Source organism: Candidatus Omnitrophota bacterium, assembly GCA_026387175.1.
Taxonomy (GTDB): domain Bacteria; phylum Omnitrophota; class Gorgyraeia; order 2-01-FULL-45-10; family 2-01-FULL-45-10; genus CAIMPC01.
Genome location: JAPLME010000002.1, coordinates 45,134 through 60,685, shown reverse-complemented (window position 1 = coordinate 60,685; position 15,552 = coordinate 45,134). Strand labels below are relative to the sequence as shown.

Genomic DNA, 15,552 nt, shown 5'->3' with positions numbered 1-15,552 from the left:
AAAGCCATCATTTTGATTTTGCCGATTGCCCGCTGGGCCTTCCTCTAAAAGGCATGAAAGGATTAGTTCCGCTATTAGCCTTAACCGATGGCGAATATTTCTGGCCTGCGACTATGATAGTATCCGCCTCCGACACACCGGAGATCACTTCCACATTCTTTTCATCCGCGATACCCAGCTCAATTTTTCGCTCGATCGGCTTCGCTCCCGGAGATTCCTTTATCAGGACATACGCGCCGTCCTTTTTCCGCTTTACGGCTTCAAGAGGTATAAGAGCGATGTTATCTTTCGTCTTTTCTGTAATTACGACAGTGGCCGTCATTCCCGATCGGAAAACTTCCGGAACGGTTTCAGGGAGAATATCGACCTGATAGATGGTAACATTATTCACTATCTTGGATTCGTAATATATGTGGTCGACCTTGCCTTTCACTTTGATGTTAGGATAAGCGTCGAGACTGATCATCACTTCCTGGCCGACGCGGATCCCGCCTATGTCGGTCTCATCGACCTGGGCCTGGACGATCAAGCGGTCGGACAGGACAAGCACCGCATCCGATGAGGTCACTATCTGCCCCGGCTCATCCTGGCTTACGATGACTTCCCCGTCGAGCGGGGATATCAGGGGGGTCGGCTTATACACTTCTTCCCAGTATTTCATGGCATCCGGGCCGCGCGTCCTTGCGGCGTCCAAAAGGGCAGCCCTCTCGGTAGAGCTCATCCACACCAGGGTCTGTCCCGCTTTTACAATATCACCCTCCTCGACCAATACCTGATCTATACGGCCGTTGATCGGAGGTTTTATCTCCAGCCTGTTTTGCGGCTGCACAGTAGCGGTGGAAGTGATGGTAGTCTGTATATTGCCTATAGCCGGTTTCACTTCCCGCGCGACCTCCCCTGACGGCTTATTTCCCGTATTTAAAAGCGCTATAGCTAAGGCGCCGGCCGTAAATAAAACCAGAGCAACTATCCATCTCTTCTTATTTACCATAGTCTAGGGTCTCTCCTTTTGCCTGGATCCAATTTGCTTCCGCGATCAATGCGTCGCGTTCGGCGCTCAGATAACTCCTCTTTGCCGTGACCAGATTGTTCTCTATAATTATCCAGTTGTCGTATATTAGCAGTCCTATCGAATATTCCGCCTCCGCGATCTTCGCCCGCTCCTCCGCCGCATTCAGGGATTTTTTAGCTACCCCGACTTTTTCAATAGCGTCCTGCAATGTCGTCCAGGTGTTTGATAGCGTATATATAACACCATCCCGTCCGCTTCTCTCATCCGCCTCGGCCTGGCCAAGGACCGCCCTGGCTTTCGCTACGTTCGCGATCGTATTACCGCCGTCAAAGAAAGGGAATGTCAGGCTCGTCCCTACCGACCATTCATTCTTGTCGGGAAACGCATCTATATTTGTATTGCCTAAAGTTCCTGAAGCGAAGACCTGAGGATAGAACCCGGCTTTGGCGGATTTCACCCCATACTTTGCCGCCTCTTTTTGCGCAATGAGCTGCTGCAGAAGCGGATTGGTGCGGCATAATTTTTCAAAATCCGGCCTGTCCCGGTCCGCATCTACAACTTCAAAATCGCCTTCGGCTTTCATTGGGACAAATTTTTCCCTGCCCAATTCTTTTGTAAGCTGCCGCTGCGCGAGGAATATGCTTCTTCCCGCCTGGTTCACATCAAACGTTGCCTGCGCCAGATCCGCTTCCGAAGTAAGAAGCGACCCTTTGTGTTCCCGGCCCCCCTCATACCTCAGCTTGACAAGCTCCAGGTTCTGCTTCCGGCGGGCTTCTATCTCTTCTGAAATTTTCAAAAGATCCTGCGCGGTCAACAAGTTGACATAAGCGGTCCTTAACCTCAATCTCACATTGGATGACGCCACATCGTAATTATATCGTGATGATATTATATTTCGTTCCGCGGCGGACAGGTCGTATGATGTTTTAAATCCATCGAAAAGAAGCTGCTGCCCCGTAACGCTGTAATCGTATGATGTAGTTTCATGGCGGGCGGCAGCGCCGGTCTGTATATCGCTCTGGCTTCCTCCACCGGAACTTCCAAAGGTGGCCCCCTTGGAAGTGACCTCGCTTGCCTCGCCGGTTATCTGAGGCAAATAAGCGCTCCTGGTGATCTCTTTAGTTGCCCTTGATTGTTTTACTTTTTCCGCGGCAGATACCAGATCGGGATGATTATTCTTTGCTTCTTTGACACAATCCTTCCACAACATCGTCTCTTCGGCCCCGGCAGCGCTGAAGACGGCGCATACGCTTATCGCGATCGCTAAGAATAGTTTTCTGTATCTCATATTGTGTTTTACTATGTTAGACAACCGCTAAGCGTTAAAAGTTTCCGATGGCAAGAATGATAATTTGCCAGGAGTGAAGATATGGGCCTAGACCTTACTTTTCTTGATCGCGTCCTCTATCTCCCACAGGAGATCATTGGAGTCATAGGGCTTGCTTATTACATATGCCGCCCCGCTTTCCGCTCCTTTCTCCTGGATACCTTCGCCCAATAGCGCCGTTACCAGAATGATAGGAATATCTTTCGTTACAGCATTATCTTTGAGACGCTTGCATATCGAAAGGCCGCTGGGCCCGGTCAGCATCACGTCCAGCAAAATTAGGTCGGGAATTTTTTTGGCCGCCTTTTCGAGACACTCTTCTCCGTTAGAGGCTTCGATAACCGCATAACCTTCGTCCTCTAAAATATCTCTCAGCAGCCTTACCATACCGGGTTCATCATCTACCACTAAAATCTTCTTAGCCATTTTCCCTCCCGTGAAATTTGTTTTCTTTAGTTATTCCAATTGTCCGATATCGATCGCTTTATGGCAATAAGGGCAGGTGAAGGTCTCGGCGTCATCAGACAAGTTGCCTTCCACCTCTTCGCGCGTTATCTCTCTTCCGCATTCGGGACAACTGGTGGTCTTAAAAAACAGCGCACCTGTAAACTCATTATCTTTATCGGCCATATTTATCATCTCCTATTTATAGCTTCATAACGCGCCGCTATTAAATAAGTTACAACTTTACCGGGTCTTTGTCAACTATTTGAATAGCGCGCCAGGCCGTATCCTCAAACGGCATAACAATGGATCCCGCCTTCACGCATGCCAATATATAGGCAGGGTCTTTCAATAAAGACAAAGGTATCCTTAAAATTAAATTATTACCTTCATAAGTTAATTGAACTTTTTCCGCGCTTACATTCCGTCTTCGATCTTTTACGCTCAGGGTGTTCAGCCCGATATTAATAATCAGCTTCGGCATTTCGGAAAATTCCGAATCTTTTCTATATCCCAGCAGAAAAATAGATATGCCCAAATCTTTCTCCAGCCTGTTTTTTAACGCCAGCTTTATAAGCAGCTTATTATCTTTGCGTTCGTATGCCAGAATTGCCCCGGCGCTGCACCATACGCTCTTTTTGGACAGTGTAACGTCCGGATAATCACCGGTAAGTTCGTTCTTTCTTGCATAAGTGACCAGATAAGCCGGATTATATTCATTTTGACTCTTATAAGACTCCATAGCGTCGTGCTTCGTCTTCACTTCCGCATCCGTCAATCCCAAACTTAGCCAGGATATTTCACCGCTTTTCAGCGTATCGGGCACCGCCAGCTCCAATTCCGGATGATACCCTCTCGGCTCCGGCCATCCTTTTACATGGACAAGGTACGGCAATATATCCGGCCTGGCCATCTCGCTTTCCAGGTCCCATAGAGCTATCCGCAAAAACAGGTATAGCGAACGGTGGTCTCTGTTAACATCGACAGGGTGAGAGACGAATATCCTGGTCGGTTTGAAATCTCTTATAATATTCTCTATATCATTTAAAACGCTTTCGCCGACATAAGGCGCTTCGGGCGACAGGCAATTGGAATAAGGCACCCTGGATATTCGCGTCAGTATATATCTGAACGGCCTGGTATCGCCCCAATATTTAAGCAGTATCTCCATTGTGCCAAAATCCGGATAGCCTAAAAACACGCAATCTTTTTCTTCCAGCCCTAACATCTTCAGCGCCTCGAGCGATTCTTTTCTTCTCACCTGCCCCATATGTATAAATTCGCCCTTCCTTACAGTCAGCCGTTTCTCGTACACTATGAAAGCGGGTTCGTTATGATCGCCGTTAGTCAGGAATAGCACTCTCACCTTGGCCTTTGCTTTCAGCGCTTCCTGAATAACGCCGCCGGTGGCCATCACCTCGTCATCCGGGTGCGGGGCGAGAATCAATATCCTATCGCTTTCGGAGAACCCTTTCATCGGGCTTATGTTTTGGGCAAAACAAAGCGCGGCGGATAGAATTAAATACAGCAGGGATAAATAGAGCGGGAGCGGGTTTCTTTTCATACGGTATTCCATTAGTCCGATCATTTTCTTTTTAATATTTTTTTCAGCATAAAAAGGGCATGCCATCTCTGACACGCCCTTTTCGTAATAATACCGCTTTATTTTGTGCAGCACTCTTTCATAGTTCCGGTAGGAATTTTATTCCCTAATACATCCATCGTCCACATCTTGTGCATAGGCTTCTCTGCCGTGCCTTTCGCCGGCTCGGCCTTCGCACATGTCGACGTAAAGACGCATGGGGCCTTCCAGCCCTCTACGCACTTTTTTGCCTGATTAAATACGGTCTCCTCCGCATTCACGGAAGCCGCTGACAGAACCAGGGCAAGGATGGCCACTCCCAATATCCTTTCCTTCATGATACACCCCCTTTCGATATATCCATATTATACCATAAACGAAAAATAGGAATGATCTTATTCTGCTTTTTTCGGTCTTTTTTCCAAGGACATTAACTTGTTGCAGCAGGCGGCTCCACTACCTGATAATATACACCGCTGGCGCCAAAATAAGGCCTATACCATGCCGAACCGGATTGGTAATATAAAGTTCCTCCGATATTCTTGGCCTGACAACCCTGCGGAAGCATTGGCACCTGCGCTCCGATGGACGGAATGACCGGCGCGGCTTGAACCGCGGGCTGAGCAGGCTGTTCGATAATAACAGTGTTGGACTCGGACGACTTTGCCGCAACCGCGCCCATCGCCGTGACCATCATCATACCGGCAAGCGCGTCATCCGCCGCTCCGTAACCATACCATCCGCCGTTCGGCGCGTTAACATTGACATTTTTAGTGATCGTACCATTATGATCCGGCCAATCGGGCCTGTGATCGGGACGATGGTCGGGATTGTGGTCAGGGTGTACCCTGTCGGAATGTTGAAAATCCCTTTGCTGGCCTCTGCCGCCTCCACCCGGAGCGCTCCCGCCTCCGCGGCTATAACCTCCGCCGCCCCTGCCTCCGCCGCTCCACCCGCCGCCTCCGCGCGCTGCTACCACATCGCTTATGACCAACAGCGCGATCGCCGCAACCGCAATCATATAGATACATACTTTGTACTGTTTCATAGCTGTTCTCCTATATAGTTTTATCCGGCTTACGAAAATCGACTTTGGCCGCATTTGACGTGTTCTGGAATACAAAATTAGCGTCCGGTACAGGCTCATTCAGTTTCCAGTTAAAGAACTCTATCGTATAGTCCGGTTCACTGACATCCTCAAGATATCTCGCGCTGACCAGACGCGGCAGATGGTCATCTTCGGCCACCCAGATCTGCCACTCTACCCCTTCGTTAGAAAAAGCAAGATGGTCCGTCTTTACGCCCGCTATGGTCGACCGTCCGACAAATATGGCTTTCGTCAGGCCGCTTGTCAGTTTCTCATAAGGATTCGAGGTGAGTATATCGGCATACGGGAATGTTCTGCCTTCTTCGCGGTAGGCGCGGTCCGTCAACTCCTCCACCGTCCCGGGCGCTTCTTTTTGCGCGTACACATTTTTAGTCGGGGCATACGCCGTCACGGTAGTGCCGTCAAAGTAAAAATCGTACGGAAAAAAATCTCCGCGCGTTTCAGCGAATAATTTGTTCTGGCCCTGCACCATGACCCGTGATACGCCGAAAAGATTTATCCATATCCCATTAGGCCCTTTTATCGGGATCATGCTGCGCGATTGAAAGCCCATGGTCTTTGCCTGAATAATGGTATCGCTCATGTTCTTCAATACATCGAGAGCCCGCTGGTCGATCATCGGAACAGCCGCCGGCGGCGGATTCTTCACCGCGGCCTGGACCTGTTCCTGTCCGGCGGCACCTTGCGCCCACCCGGAGGCGCCTGTGATGACTACAGACGACAACAATAATAACACTGTAATACGCGTTCTTGAGACCATACTCTCCTCCTGACTATTGTTTACCAAGACGCTCAACTGCCTTAACGGTCAATTTCACGGCGGCATCCACATCATCTATATTAAAGACCCCTGTCGCCGAATGGATGTAGCGCGTAGGAATGCTCAATACGCCTGTCGGCACGCCTTCCTTGTTCATATATATGATCGCGCCGTCAGTCATCCCGCCTTCGATGACATCGATCTGATATTTGATCTTATTTTTCTTGGCAGTATCCGTTAAAAGGTCTTTCATCTTTTCATTGACTATCACGCCTCTTCCCGATGCCTCTATGATGGTGATCGCGACGCCGTCGCCCAGCTTAAGAGAAGATTCGCGCTCGGTTATCTGGGGCGTATCGCCGGCTATATTGGTATCTATGGCGATGGCATAGTCCGGGCTCACATTGAATGCCGCAGTGCGCGCGCCCTTCAGCCCGACCTCTTCCTGGCCGGTCGCTACCGCATAAATTTCGGCATTCACCTGCAGCTTTTCCATGACCTTAATGAGCGCATAACATCCTATCCTGTCGTCTATGGCCTTACCATAATAGAGCTTGCCGTTCAGCACACCGGAATTGGGTTCGAATACCGCGGTATCTCCGACCTCTATCCTTTTATTCGCCTCTTCTCTGCTGGAGCACCCGATATCTATAAACATATCTTCGTATTTCAGTGGCTGCTTCTTATCCTCTTCTTTCTGTAGATGAGGAGGTTTGGTCCCTATTATGCCGACGCAGTCGCCTTTCTTGGCTTTTATTACCACCCTCTGGGCCGGCAGCACCCTGTCGTCTATGCCTCCGATCTTTATAAAATGTACGTAGCCTTCCTTTGTTATATGCTTTACCATGAACCCGATCTCGTCCATGTGCGCGGCAAGCATAATCTTCCGTTTACCCTTTCCCTTCTTAGCAATGACGTTGCCGAAGTTATCTATCCGCGCTTCATCGCACGATTTCTTAAGCTCGCCGTGCATGATATGCGCGATCTCTTTCTCATAACCGGATATACCTGCCGCTTCGATTATTCTTTTTAATAACGGGTTCACTCTGCTCTCCTTTTTTTATTTCTTATCTCCTAATAATGATTTTAAAGAATTAACGGCCTGCTGGATGCTCTGCGTCTTCACCTGCTCGCCGATGTTGGTGATATACGGTTTGATGAGGCTCATGAGCGTCTCCTGGAATCCTCCGAATTCGGGCTTTTCAATAGTGCCTGTTATATCGAATTTGAGGCACGCCGGATCGACACGGTTAAGCGCCTCGCAGACAGTTGCTATCGGTATAAACCCTACTACCGCAGCGCCTCCCTGCTTCGGTTCCAACGCCTGGCCTGTCAGGACGAGGGAGTTTCTCGAATCTATCGCATCGCCGGTTATCTTAGTCTTCGAGCTGAGCGTCAGCCGCCCTTTGGTTATACGGACAGGAAGCGAATCCTCATAGATGAAGCGCACGGCATCAAGGTCAACCTTATCGAGTTCGGCTTTGACAACGGCTGTCTGTCCCGCGCCGGTGTAGCCCTTCGAAAATAAAAACTCCAGCCTCCCGGCCGCAACGTTATTTTTAAATAATTCTCCTCTTATGTTCATGCCGTCAAGCCTGGCTCCGCTCTGCGGATCAAAAGCAACGCGCTTCAGGGCGATCCTCGCGCTCTTCAGCTCTACGGGAGCGGCATTATGAGGAACAATATTTACCCTGCCGTCGATGTTCAGGTCCTTTATCTCAAACATATACATCTCGGAGGGCGTCTTAAAACTTACAAGCTTGCCCTTGGGAAGATCCTGCGTAACCCTCGCCACCTTCCGGCTGGCCTTTGCTTCTTCCTTCCCCTGCTTCGAGAAATTACTCTTTATCTTCCCATACACCATGCCGAACAAGTCACGCTTCTCTTGCGCTCCGCGCCATAAAGCCATGAGATCCGGCGCGCCTTTAGCCTTCTGGGCCTCGGCTTTGGATGAGGAAAGATGCTGTATATTAAAAGTGCCGTCAGGCGCGCCCTCCAGATCCAACTCGGCGCCTTTCATGTTTATGGTGGAGAAGACGAGACGTTTCGAAAGCAGCGCCAGAGGGCTGACATGGACGGAGGCAGAGCCTACTCTTATAACGCGTTTATCAGGAGCCTGAGGATCGAAGACCTTCAGCTCTTTCATCGAAAATGATAACGTAAGCGGCCAGACATTGATCCTCTCTACCGTTATCTTAGCGCTGCCGCTGCGGTTAAGGCTGTCTATTATGAACGCGCTCACTATCGGGCTTATGATAAGGCCCACGCCGACCTGGACAACGATGAGCACGGCAATTATGACGGCTATACCACTCACGTTCAGCCTCTTCATTATGCCCGTCTTCTCTCTCGGCGGCTTGGGTTTTATTACGGCCGATTTTACTTTACTGATGACGGTCTGCTTCAATGTGGCCTTAACATTTCCGAGAGTAGCGGAAACATCCGGCCCTATGATATTGCCTGCCTGTGATACCAGCTTAAACCTTTGGACCCATTTCGAGAAAGCGGAATCTTTGATCTTCTTCGAATATTTTGCGAGAAGCGGTGCGCTGATACTCTTAACGATGAAATATACGGGTACAGATAGCGCCGCCGACAGGAAGAGGCCTCCGGCGACTGTCGTCCTGTTTATGTCGAGGTATGCAATCACCGGACAATTTGTCACCGCCCGCCAGAACCCGGTCAGATAATTCGCTTTTTCCAGAAGGTATACGCCGAAGGCGTCGGCCAGTTTGCTTACCCCGAGAAGATATAATCCTTTGAAGGCAGGCAGAGTCAATAATGTCGCCATGCGGTTGACTTTGAATATGAAAAAAAACAGCGCCAGTAAAAGCGCTGTCGTCCCGTTAAGCGGTGTGAAGCCCAAGAACATCCCGAGGCATACGCCAAAGGCGATCTCCCGCGGCGTAATATTTGCCTCCAGTATGCCTATTATCTTTGCCGGAACATTTAGGAATGATAACATATATCCCTCCTATTCGTCGTTATATTTCATCTTCTCGGCATCGTATGTCTTCATCGCTGCGTCAAGCTGGGAATAACAGGAGTCTATCTTTTCCGCCAGTTCTTTTAATTCTCTGGAGATCTCGCTCCTTCGGATAGCCCCGGGGCCGCCTCTTGTCGAAGACTTCGCAAGCTCCTCATTCATATCAGCCACCCTGGCCTCGGATAATATTATATCATACTCAAGGCTCTCAATCTTCTCTTTAAGAGGCTTTAAGATGCCCGATTTCATCGCGTTAAACTCCGCGCGGGCCTTTCTCGACATTTTTTTATGCTGAATTGGCTTAGCCGGCTGCGGAATAGCGGCTGGCGCGCCGGATGAGACGGCCACAGGCCCCGGGACTGAAGAACCCGCAGCCGCAGGGCTATGGGGTTTCGCGGCCGGTTTATTCTCATCGTCATCTTCCCATCCGATACTATCCAGGAATTCTCCATAAGTACCGGGATATAGAAAGACTTTGTCATTCTTAAATACAATGAGCTTCGTCGCCACCGCATTCAGAAAATGCTCGTCGTGCGCTACCACGAGAGCCGCGCCTTCGAAATCTCTGACAGCGTCCATCATCGCCTGGCAGGATTCGATGTCAAGGTGGTGCGTAGGCTCATCCAGGAAAAGGATATTGGAAGGCGCCACGAGAAGTTTTCCCAGAAGAACGCGGCTGCGCTCGCCGCCGGAAAGGACTTTGACCTTCTTCTCGGCGTCGTCTCCCGAGAACATCATCGCGCCGCATATCCCGCGCACACGCGATCTATCGATAGAAGCACTGGACCTGGATATCTCCTCTTCCACTGTAAGCTCATCATCAAGATCGGCCGTATTCGCCTGCTCATAATAGGCCGGAAGAGCCGCTGTGTGCGTCTTAATGCTGCCGTTTACAGGTTTAAGCCTGCCGGATAATAACTTTAAAAGCGTGGTCTTGCCTTTTCCGTTCTTGCCTACGATACCGATCTTATCATGCCTGTTCACGGTAAAGTTAAGGCCATTTATCAGATACGGCTCCCTGCCGCCGTATGAGAACGTAAGATCATTCACGTCCATGATCTGAGCGGCGCGAAACGGCTCATAATTGAACGAGAACGACAGTGTGCGGATCTCTTCGAGCTTGTCAAGCTTGTCCATCTTCTCGATCTTCTTGATGCTCGATTGGACGCCCTTGGCATGGCTTGCCTTCGAGCGGAACCTATTCACATACTCCATCATCTGCTCGCGCTTCTTCTCATCCTCCACGCGCCTCTTCTCGTGCAGAGCTTCGTCCGCCTGGAGCTGAGCGTAATATTTCCCGGTCGATCCCTTCATCTTCCTTACCATCCCGCGGTGTATACCCACGATATGCGTCGTCACGCTGTCGACAAGGTCCCTATCGTGGCTTATCACGATCATTTCGCCTTTCCATGATCGCAGAAACTTCTCAAGCCATCTTATCGAGACTATATCGAGGAAGTTCGTAGGCTCATCAAGAAGGAGCATATTGGGCTCGGAGACCAGAACCTTGGCCAGAACGATACGCATCTGGAATCCTCCGGAAAATTCCGAAGGGCTGCGGGCGAAATCCTCTTCCCGGAAACCGAGCCCGGACAGGATCTTCTCCACCTTCCATTCGGCGCCTGCCTCTTCAGGATTTAATCCCCGACACCCTTCCTCGAGCACAGTAGGCTTGGTAAATTCGAGATGCTGGGCGAGATACCCTATGGAGTAATTGTTGGGCATGAAGATCTTACCTTCATCGGGCTCTTCTTCTCCGGCAATCATTCTGAATAACGTGGTCTTCCCGTGGCCGTTACGGCCCACGAGCCCGATCTTTTCACCGGCAAGGACATCAAAACTCACGTCCGAGAAGAGCACCCGGGTGGCATACTGTTTAGTTATATTCTTTATCGATATCATCTAGTTCCTTTAAAAAGAAGGCCCTCCCTTCGAGATATGGGAAGGCCTCTTAAAAAAACCGGTGTTTTTCGCTTTCTATCTTACCATCTTAAATTTTCTCGTCTCAGTCGAGCAGATCGGACACAGTTCGGTGGTAATGACATCCACAACATTCCCGCAGACCGGACACACAAGAAAATCTTTCGATAAGCCTCTGGAGAGCACCAGGTTACTGGACATTCTGGCGTACAGATCGGCGTGAACGCCTTCGGCGGCAATAGTATCTTCAAACGCGTCGATCGCGTCTTTCATCTCTTCCTTTTGGGCCTGAATGAGAAATGCGGGATACATAACATCCTTTTCGTATGTTTCCCCTTCGAATGCCGCTTTCAGATTCTCCGGAGTGCTCTTCACTACCGGAATTTCAACGGCGGCATTCAGCGTTCCTCCGAGCTTCTTAATTATTCCGGCATAACGCTCATAATGCACCCGCTCCGCCAGCGCAACGGCCCTGAAAAGACTTGCAGCTATGTCATACCCTTCCTCGTTAGCTTTTTTAGCAAAGGCCAGGTATCGCGCCTGAGCATTGCTCTCGCCTTTATAGGCGGCCATGAGATTGTCAAGCGTCGTAGCTGAAGAGTCAGCTGCTTTTTCCTGGGCATACGTGTTAGTAAGACACATAGATACCATTAACAAAAATAGCGCCGCTCCTAATCCCGCGGCAAAACCGAGTCTCCTTATAAGCATATCCCCTCCTAATGTTATTTTTAACTGGATCGCTATTTCAAATAATAGCTTAATCCCCGCATTAAAAGATGTATTCCTATCGCTGCCAGGAAAAGGCATAGTATCTTCGAAAGTACCAGACAGACTATCTCGCCCAGAAAACGGTATATAGCATCGCTGAAATAAATAATGATCCATGTGATCCCAAGGACTATAGCGACAGAGCCGGCCGCTATCAAATAACCATACTCGGAGAAGATGACAAGGACGGTCATCATAGCGCCGGGGCCGGCCAGGATGGGGCAGGCCAGCGGAACAGCGCCAACATGATGGGTATCCTGTTTTTTCGAGGCGCGGACGTTCTTCACCAGCGCGCCGAATATCAGGTGATCTATAGCTATGATCAGGAGGAGGAGCCCTCCGGCGGCCATCAGATCAGGCAGCTGTATCTGAAAAAAATTGGAAAGTATCCATTTCCCGGCGAGGATGAAGAGAAAGAGAATGATGGCAGAGGTGTAAACAGCCATATTGAAGACACGGCGGCGCGCCTTCAAAGGCATTCCGTCTGTAAGCTGCAAAACCAGCGGGATGCTGCCTATGGGATTTACAATAGCGAAAAGTATGAGCGTTGACTGAAACAGATTATTAAGATCCATCGATCCTCCGTCGGGTAATAGGTTACAACATTAACTATTATTTGTCAACTACTTACAAAAGTACTTCCTGATGGCCAGCATAGTAATGTCGTCCGACTGGGGCGCTTTTCCTGTAAATGCCTTCACATCCGCGAGCACAGCTTCAATCGTCTCTCTGCAATTAAGTTCAACCGACTTTTTCAGAATAAGCTTTAACCTCTCTTCTGAATATTGCTCTCTTTTTTCGTTCATTGCTTCAGTAACACCATCGGTATATAGGAATAGGAGCTCGCCGGAGCCCAGGACAAAGTTCCCCACATCGAAATTTGCGTCATGAATTATCCCCATGACCATCCCCCCGATAGGCTGGACGAATACCGATTCGCCGGTCTTCTTGACGACAAGGGGACTATTGTGGCCGCCATTGGTATAAAAGATATTTCCCGTCCGTATATCGATGATCCCGAAAAAGACTGTCACGAAGAGCGACTGATCCTCGCCGGAGCTCAATTCCTTGTTCACGATAGCAAGGACCTTCTCCGGAGAATCCTCCCTGATGACCGTCGCCTTCAGGAATGTCTTGGTAACCGCCATGAAGAGCGATGCCGGCACGCCTTTGCCCGAGACGTCGCCGACCACAAAACACATCCTGTCCTTGTCTATATAATGAAAATCGTAAAAATCGCCGCCCACTTCTTTTGCGGGGCTGATCATGGCAAATATGTCGACTCCATTCTTATCGTCGAGCGCCGGAAATTTTTTCGGGAGAATGCTCATCTGTATTCTGCGCGCAATGCTCAATTCGCTCTGTATCCGCTCTTTGATCGCAACGGTCTCGGTTAGCCGTTCGATATACTCTTTAAGCGACCGGCTCATGTATCGAAATGCTTCGGTCAGCTTGCCGACTTCATCCTTCGATTCGACCTCCGGCAAGGGCGCGTCCAGGTTTCCCGTAGCTATCACCTCTGCGGCGCGCGCCATCGCTCTGATGGGCCGGGTGATCGAGCGGGATATAAAGATCACGACCAGAAGCAGAAGGGCCACACCCGCGATCCCCGCCAGGGCCGATATGTCGCGAAGCTTCCTGATGTCGGCCAAAAGCTCGTCCTGAGGGAAAAGCACGGCCAGCGACCAGCCTGTCGACGGGACCGGAGCATAATACATCCAGCACTTCTTTCCCGCCACAACGCTCTTTGAAAGCGCGAAACCGGACTCCCCTTTTATCATTTTTCTGCCGATATCCCTAAGCGCCTTGTCACCCCGCGCCCCGGCCATACTGAAGATCGTTTCGTTCATGATCATCTCGCCGGACGGATGGGTCACGATGGTACCGTTCTTCGATATCAGAAACGCGTATCCTGTCTTAAGTATCTTGATCGATGATATGATCCCGCGCAGCCACTCCAGCGAAATGTCCGCCGTGACTATACCCCTGAACTTTTTAGAGCCGGAAACCGTATCATACAGAGGCACAGAATAGGTCGACATCATGATATTCCCGCCGCCTTCGTCAAAATAAGGCTCCGTCCAGTACGGCGCGTCCATCTCTTTGGGTATCTGGTACCAGTCCCACGAGAAGTAGTCATATGATCCTTCCGACAGAAGGACGTATTTTGTCTTTCCGCCGCTCTTGTAGAAATACGGCGCGTAATATTTCTTCGATGGGTCGAAAGCGAACGGTTCGAAGGCCGCGGCCATGCCATAGACCTCGTTGTTCCGCGCGGTCATGGCTTCGAGAAGGCGCAAAAGCCGGTCTTCACCGCAGGCGCCGCTTTCTATGGCGCAGGCGAAGTTCTCGGGTACTTTTTGGGCGGCGGCAAGTATCGTTTCAATGCGGTAGACCGTGCTCATGGTCAGATTTCGAGCGCCCTCCTCGACGCTCTTCTCGAGCATCTTACGTGAAAATACGTAGTTCAGCTCCACGATGGCGGAGAGAATGAGCGCGCTCGATACGGAAAAGAGCACTATCAGCTTAAATGTTATACCTTTATTTTTCAACATAGGTAACCGCCGGGACGTAGAATGAGTCGAAATCGGTAACACTGTCGATCAGGCCGTGCTCTTTAAGCATGCCGGAGACGGCCCTATAATCTTCCGGCGAAAGAGCGACTGTCTTTGATATACCACCATTGGTAGTTATCAACTGCTCGACACTCTTAAGCATCCATTTTTGATGCTCCCTGTTGGCGGGGATATTGCCGGTACGCATACGTTCGAGCACAATATCCACCGCCTCCTCCGGATGGCTAAACGCGTAGAGCCAGCCTTTGATAGAAGCCTCGACGAACGCTTTAGTAAGGGCTGGATCCTTGCGGTATGTACCTTCGAGCGTGTATAGCCCGTCTTCCGGAACATTGAGACCGTGGTCCTTGAAGAAAAAGACCGACAGTTCCTCGGGATCCATCCCGGAGCTGATGATCGTATGGTACTCGTTATACCACATGGCCATAACCGCATCGACACCCCCGGCAAGAAAGAGATTGACCGTGTAAGACTGATGGATCTTACTGACGTTCAGTCCGTATTTTTTTATGAACGCTTCCCCCGAAAGACGCAGATCTCCGTCCCATAGGCTCACTTTTTTGCCGTTGAGGTCCTCGGGCTTACGTATGCCGGCAGACTTCCTCGCGACGAACATCAGCCCGGACCGCGGCATGATCTGGCCGATATTGATCAGCTTGACGCCTTTGGAACGGTTCTGAAGGGCCTGCGAAAGCCACAACACGGCAAAGTCCGCCTTGCCGTCGGCAAGGGCCTGCGAGGCGGAGATACTCGGCCCGCTGGAAAGGATCTCAACGTCTATCCCGCGTTCCTTATAAAACCCTTTTTCCTTCGCAACGTAATAGCCCGCAAACTGCGCTTGAGGGCTCCAATGCGTAATGAAGGTGACCTTTTGCGGTTTGTTCTCTTCCGCAAAAACAAAAGCGACCGCCGTCAATAATAAGGTGATCGCTACAGTCACTACTCGATATTTCTTGCCCATATGATCTCTGACTTATACCAAAGGTTGTAATGTTTGGCGGCGCCGTTTCGGCCTACGTCGCTTATCGCGACGTTCGGGCTTTCACGGCATCGCTCATTTTTTCCTTAT

At 50.2% G+C, this 15,552-nt stretch carries 15 protein-coding genes; all 15 read right to left on the bottom strand.

Features of this window, described 5'->3' with window-relative positions:
• Positions 1–7: 7 nt before the first annotated feature.
• The 15 genes from NTY76_00520 to NTY76_00450 all read right to left on the bottom strand — a co-directional run bounded on the left by NTY76_00520 (position 8) and on the right by NTY76_00450 (position 15,444).
• Positions 8–991, bottom strand: a complete 984-nt coding sequence (locus NTY76_00520) for an efflux RND transporter periplasmic adaptor subunit (protein ID MCX5677581.1) — start codon at positions 989–991, stop codon at positions 8–10.
• Positions 981–2,300 (bottom strand): TolC family protein, encoded by a 1,320-nt coding sequence (locus NTY76_00515; GenBank protein MCX5677580.1) that lies wholly within the window; start codon positions 2,298–2,300, stop codon positions 981–983. Before NTY76_00515 ends, NTY76_00520 begins: the two co-directional genes overlap by 11 nt.
• Before the next feature lie 87 nt (positions 2,301–2,387).
• Complete coding sequence (locus NTY76_00510) at positions 2,388–2,765, bottom strand: response regulator (protein MCX5677579.1); 378 nt, start codon at positions 2,763–2,765, stop codon at positions 2,388–2,390.
• A 30-nt stretch (positions 2,766–2,795) separates the two neighbouring features.
• A complete protein-coding gene (locus tag NTY76_00505) occupies positions 2,796–2,969 on the bottom strand; it encodes a hypothetical protein (protein MCX5677578.1) in 174 nt (57 codons plus the stop codon).
• A gap of 49 nt (positions 2,970–3,018) precedes the next feature.
• The gene (locus tag NTY76_00500; GenBank protein ID MCX5677577.1) at positions 3,019–4,347 is read right to left on the bottom strand and encodes a PIG-L family deacetylase; all 1,329 of its coding nucleotides are present in this window, start codon (positions 4,345–4,347) and stop codon (positions 3,019–3,021) included.
• Positions 4,348–4,445: 98 nt separating this feature from the next.
• Complete coding sequence (locus NTY76_00495; protein ID MCX5677576.1) at positions 4,446–4,703, bottom strand: hypothetical protein; 258 nt, start codon at positions 4,701–4,703, stop codon at positions 4,446–4,448.
• A 92-nt stretch (positions 4,704–4,795) separates the two neighbouring features.
• Entirely contained in the window at positions 4,796–5,413 is a 618-nt protein-coding gene (locus NTY76_00490; GenBank protein MCX5677575.1) for a hypothetical protein, read from the bottom strand.
• A 10-nt stretch (positions 5,414–5,423) separates the two neighbouring features.
• The gene (locus NTY76_00485; GenBank protein ID MCX5677574.1) at positions 5,424–6,233 is read right to left on the bottom strand and encodes a DUF2092 domain-containing protein; all 810 of its coding nucleotides are present in this window, start codon (positions 6,231–6,233) and stop codon (positions 5,424–5,426) included.
• A 13-nt stretch (positions 6,234–6,246) separates the two neighbouring features.
• On the bottom strand, positions 6,247–7,278 hold the full coding sequence (locus NTY76_00480) for a M42 family metallopeptidase (GenBank protein ID MCX5677573.1): 1,032 nt from the start codon (positions 7,276–7,278) through the stop codon (positions 6,247–6,249).
• A 15-nt stretch (positions 7,279–7,293) separates the two neighbouring features.
• Positions 7,294–9,198: a DUF2062 domain-containing protein gene (locus NTY76_00475; protein MCX5677572.1), complete on the bottom strand. Its 1,905-nt coding sequence runs from the start codon at positions 9,196–9,198 to the stop codon at positions 7,294–7,296.
• Between the two features lie 9 nt (positions 9,199–9,207).
• Positions 9,208–11,121 (bottom strand): ABC-F family ATP-binding cassette domain-containing protein, encoded by a 1,914-nt coding sequence (locus tag NTY76_00470; protein MCX5677571.1) that lies wholly within the window; start codon positions 11,119–11,121, stop codon positions 9,208–9,210.
• A gap of 75 nt (positions 11,122–11,196) precedes the next feature.
• Complete coding sequence (locus NTY76_00465) at positions 11,197–11,847, bottom strand: rubrerythrin (protein ID MCX5677570.1); 651 nt, start codon at positions 11,845–11,847, stop codon at positions 11,197–11,199.
• A gap of 32 nt (positions 11,848–11,879) precedes the next feature.
• Positions 11,880–12,482, bottom strand: a complete 603-nt coding sequence (locus tag NTY76_00460) for a MarC family protein (GenBank protein ID MCX5677569.1) — start codon at positions 12,480–12,482, stop codon at positions 11,880–11,882.
• Positions 12,483–12,530: 48 nt separating this feature from the next.
• Positions 12,531–14,462 carry a SpoIIE family protein phosphatase gene (locus tag NTY76_00455; GenBank protein MCX5677568.1) on the bottom strand — a complete coding sequence of 644 codons (1,932 nt, stop codon included), beginning with the start codon at positions 14,460–14,462 and terminating at the stop codon, positions 12,531–12,533.
• Positions 14,449–15,444 (bottom strand): ABC transporter substrate-binding protein, encoded by a 996-nt coding sequence (locus tag NTY76_00450; protein ID MCX5677567.1) that lies wholly within the window; start codon positions 15,442–15,444, stop codon positions 14,449–14,451. The genes NTY76_00455 and NTY76_00450 overlap by 14 nt, the downstream gene beginning before the upstream one ends.
• Between the last annotated feature and the right edge of the window lie 108 nt (positions 15,445–15,552).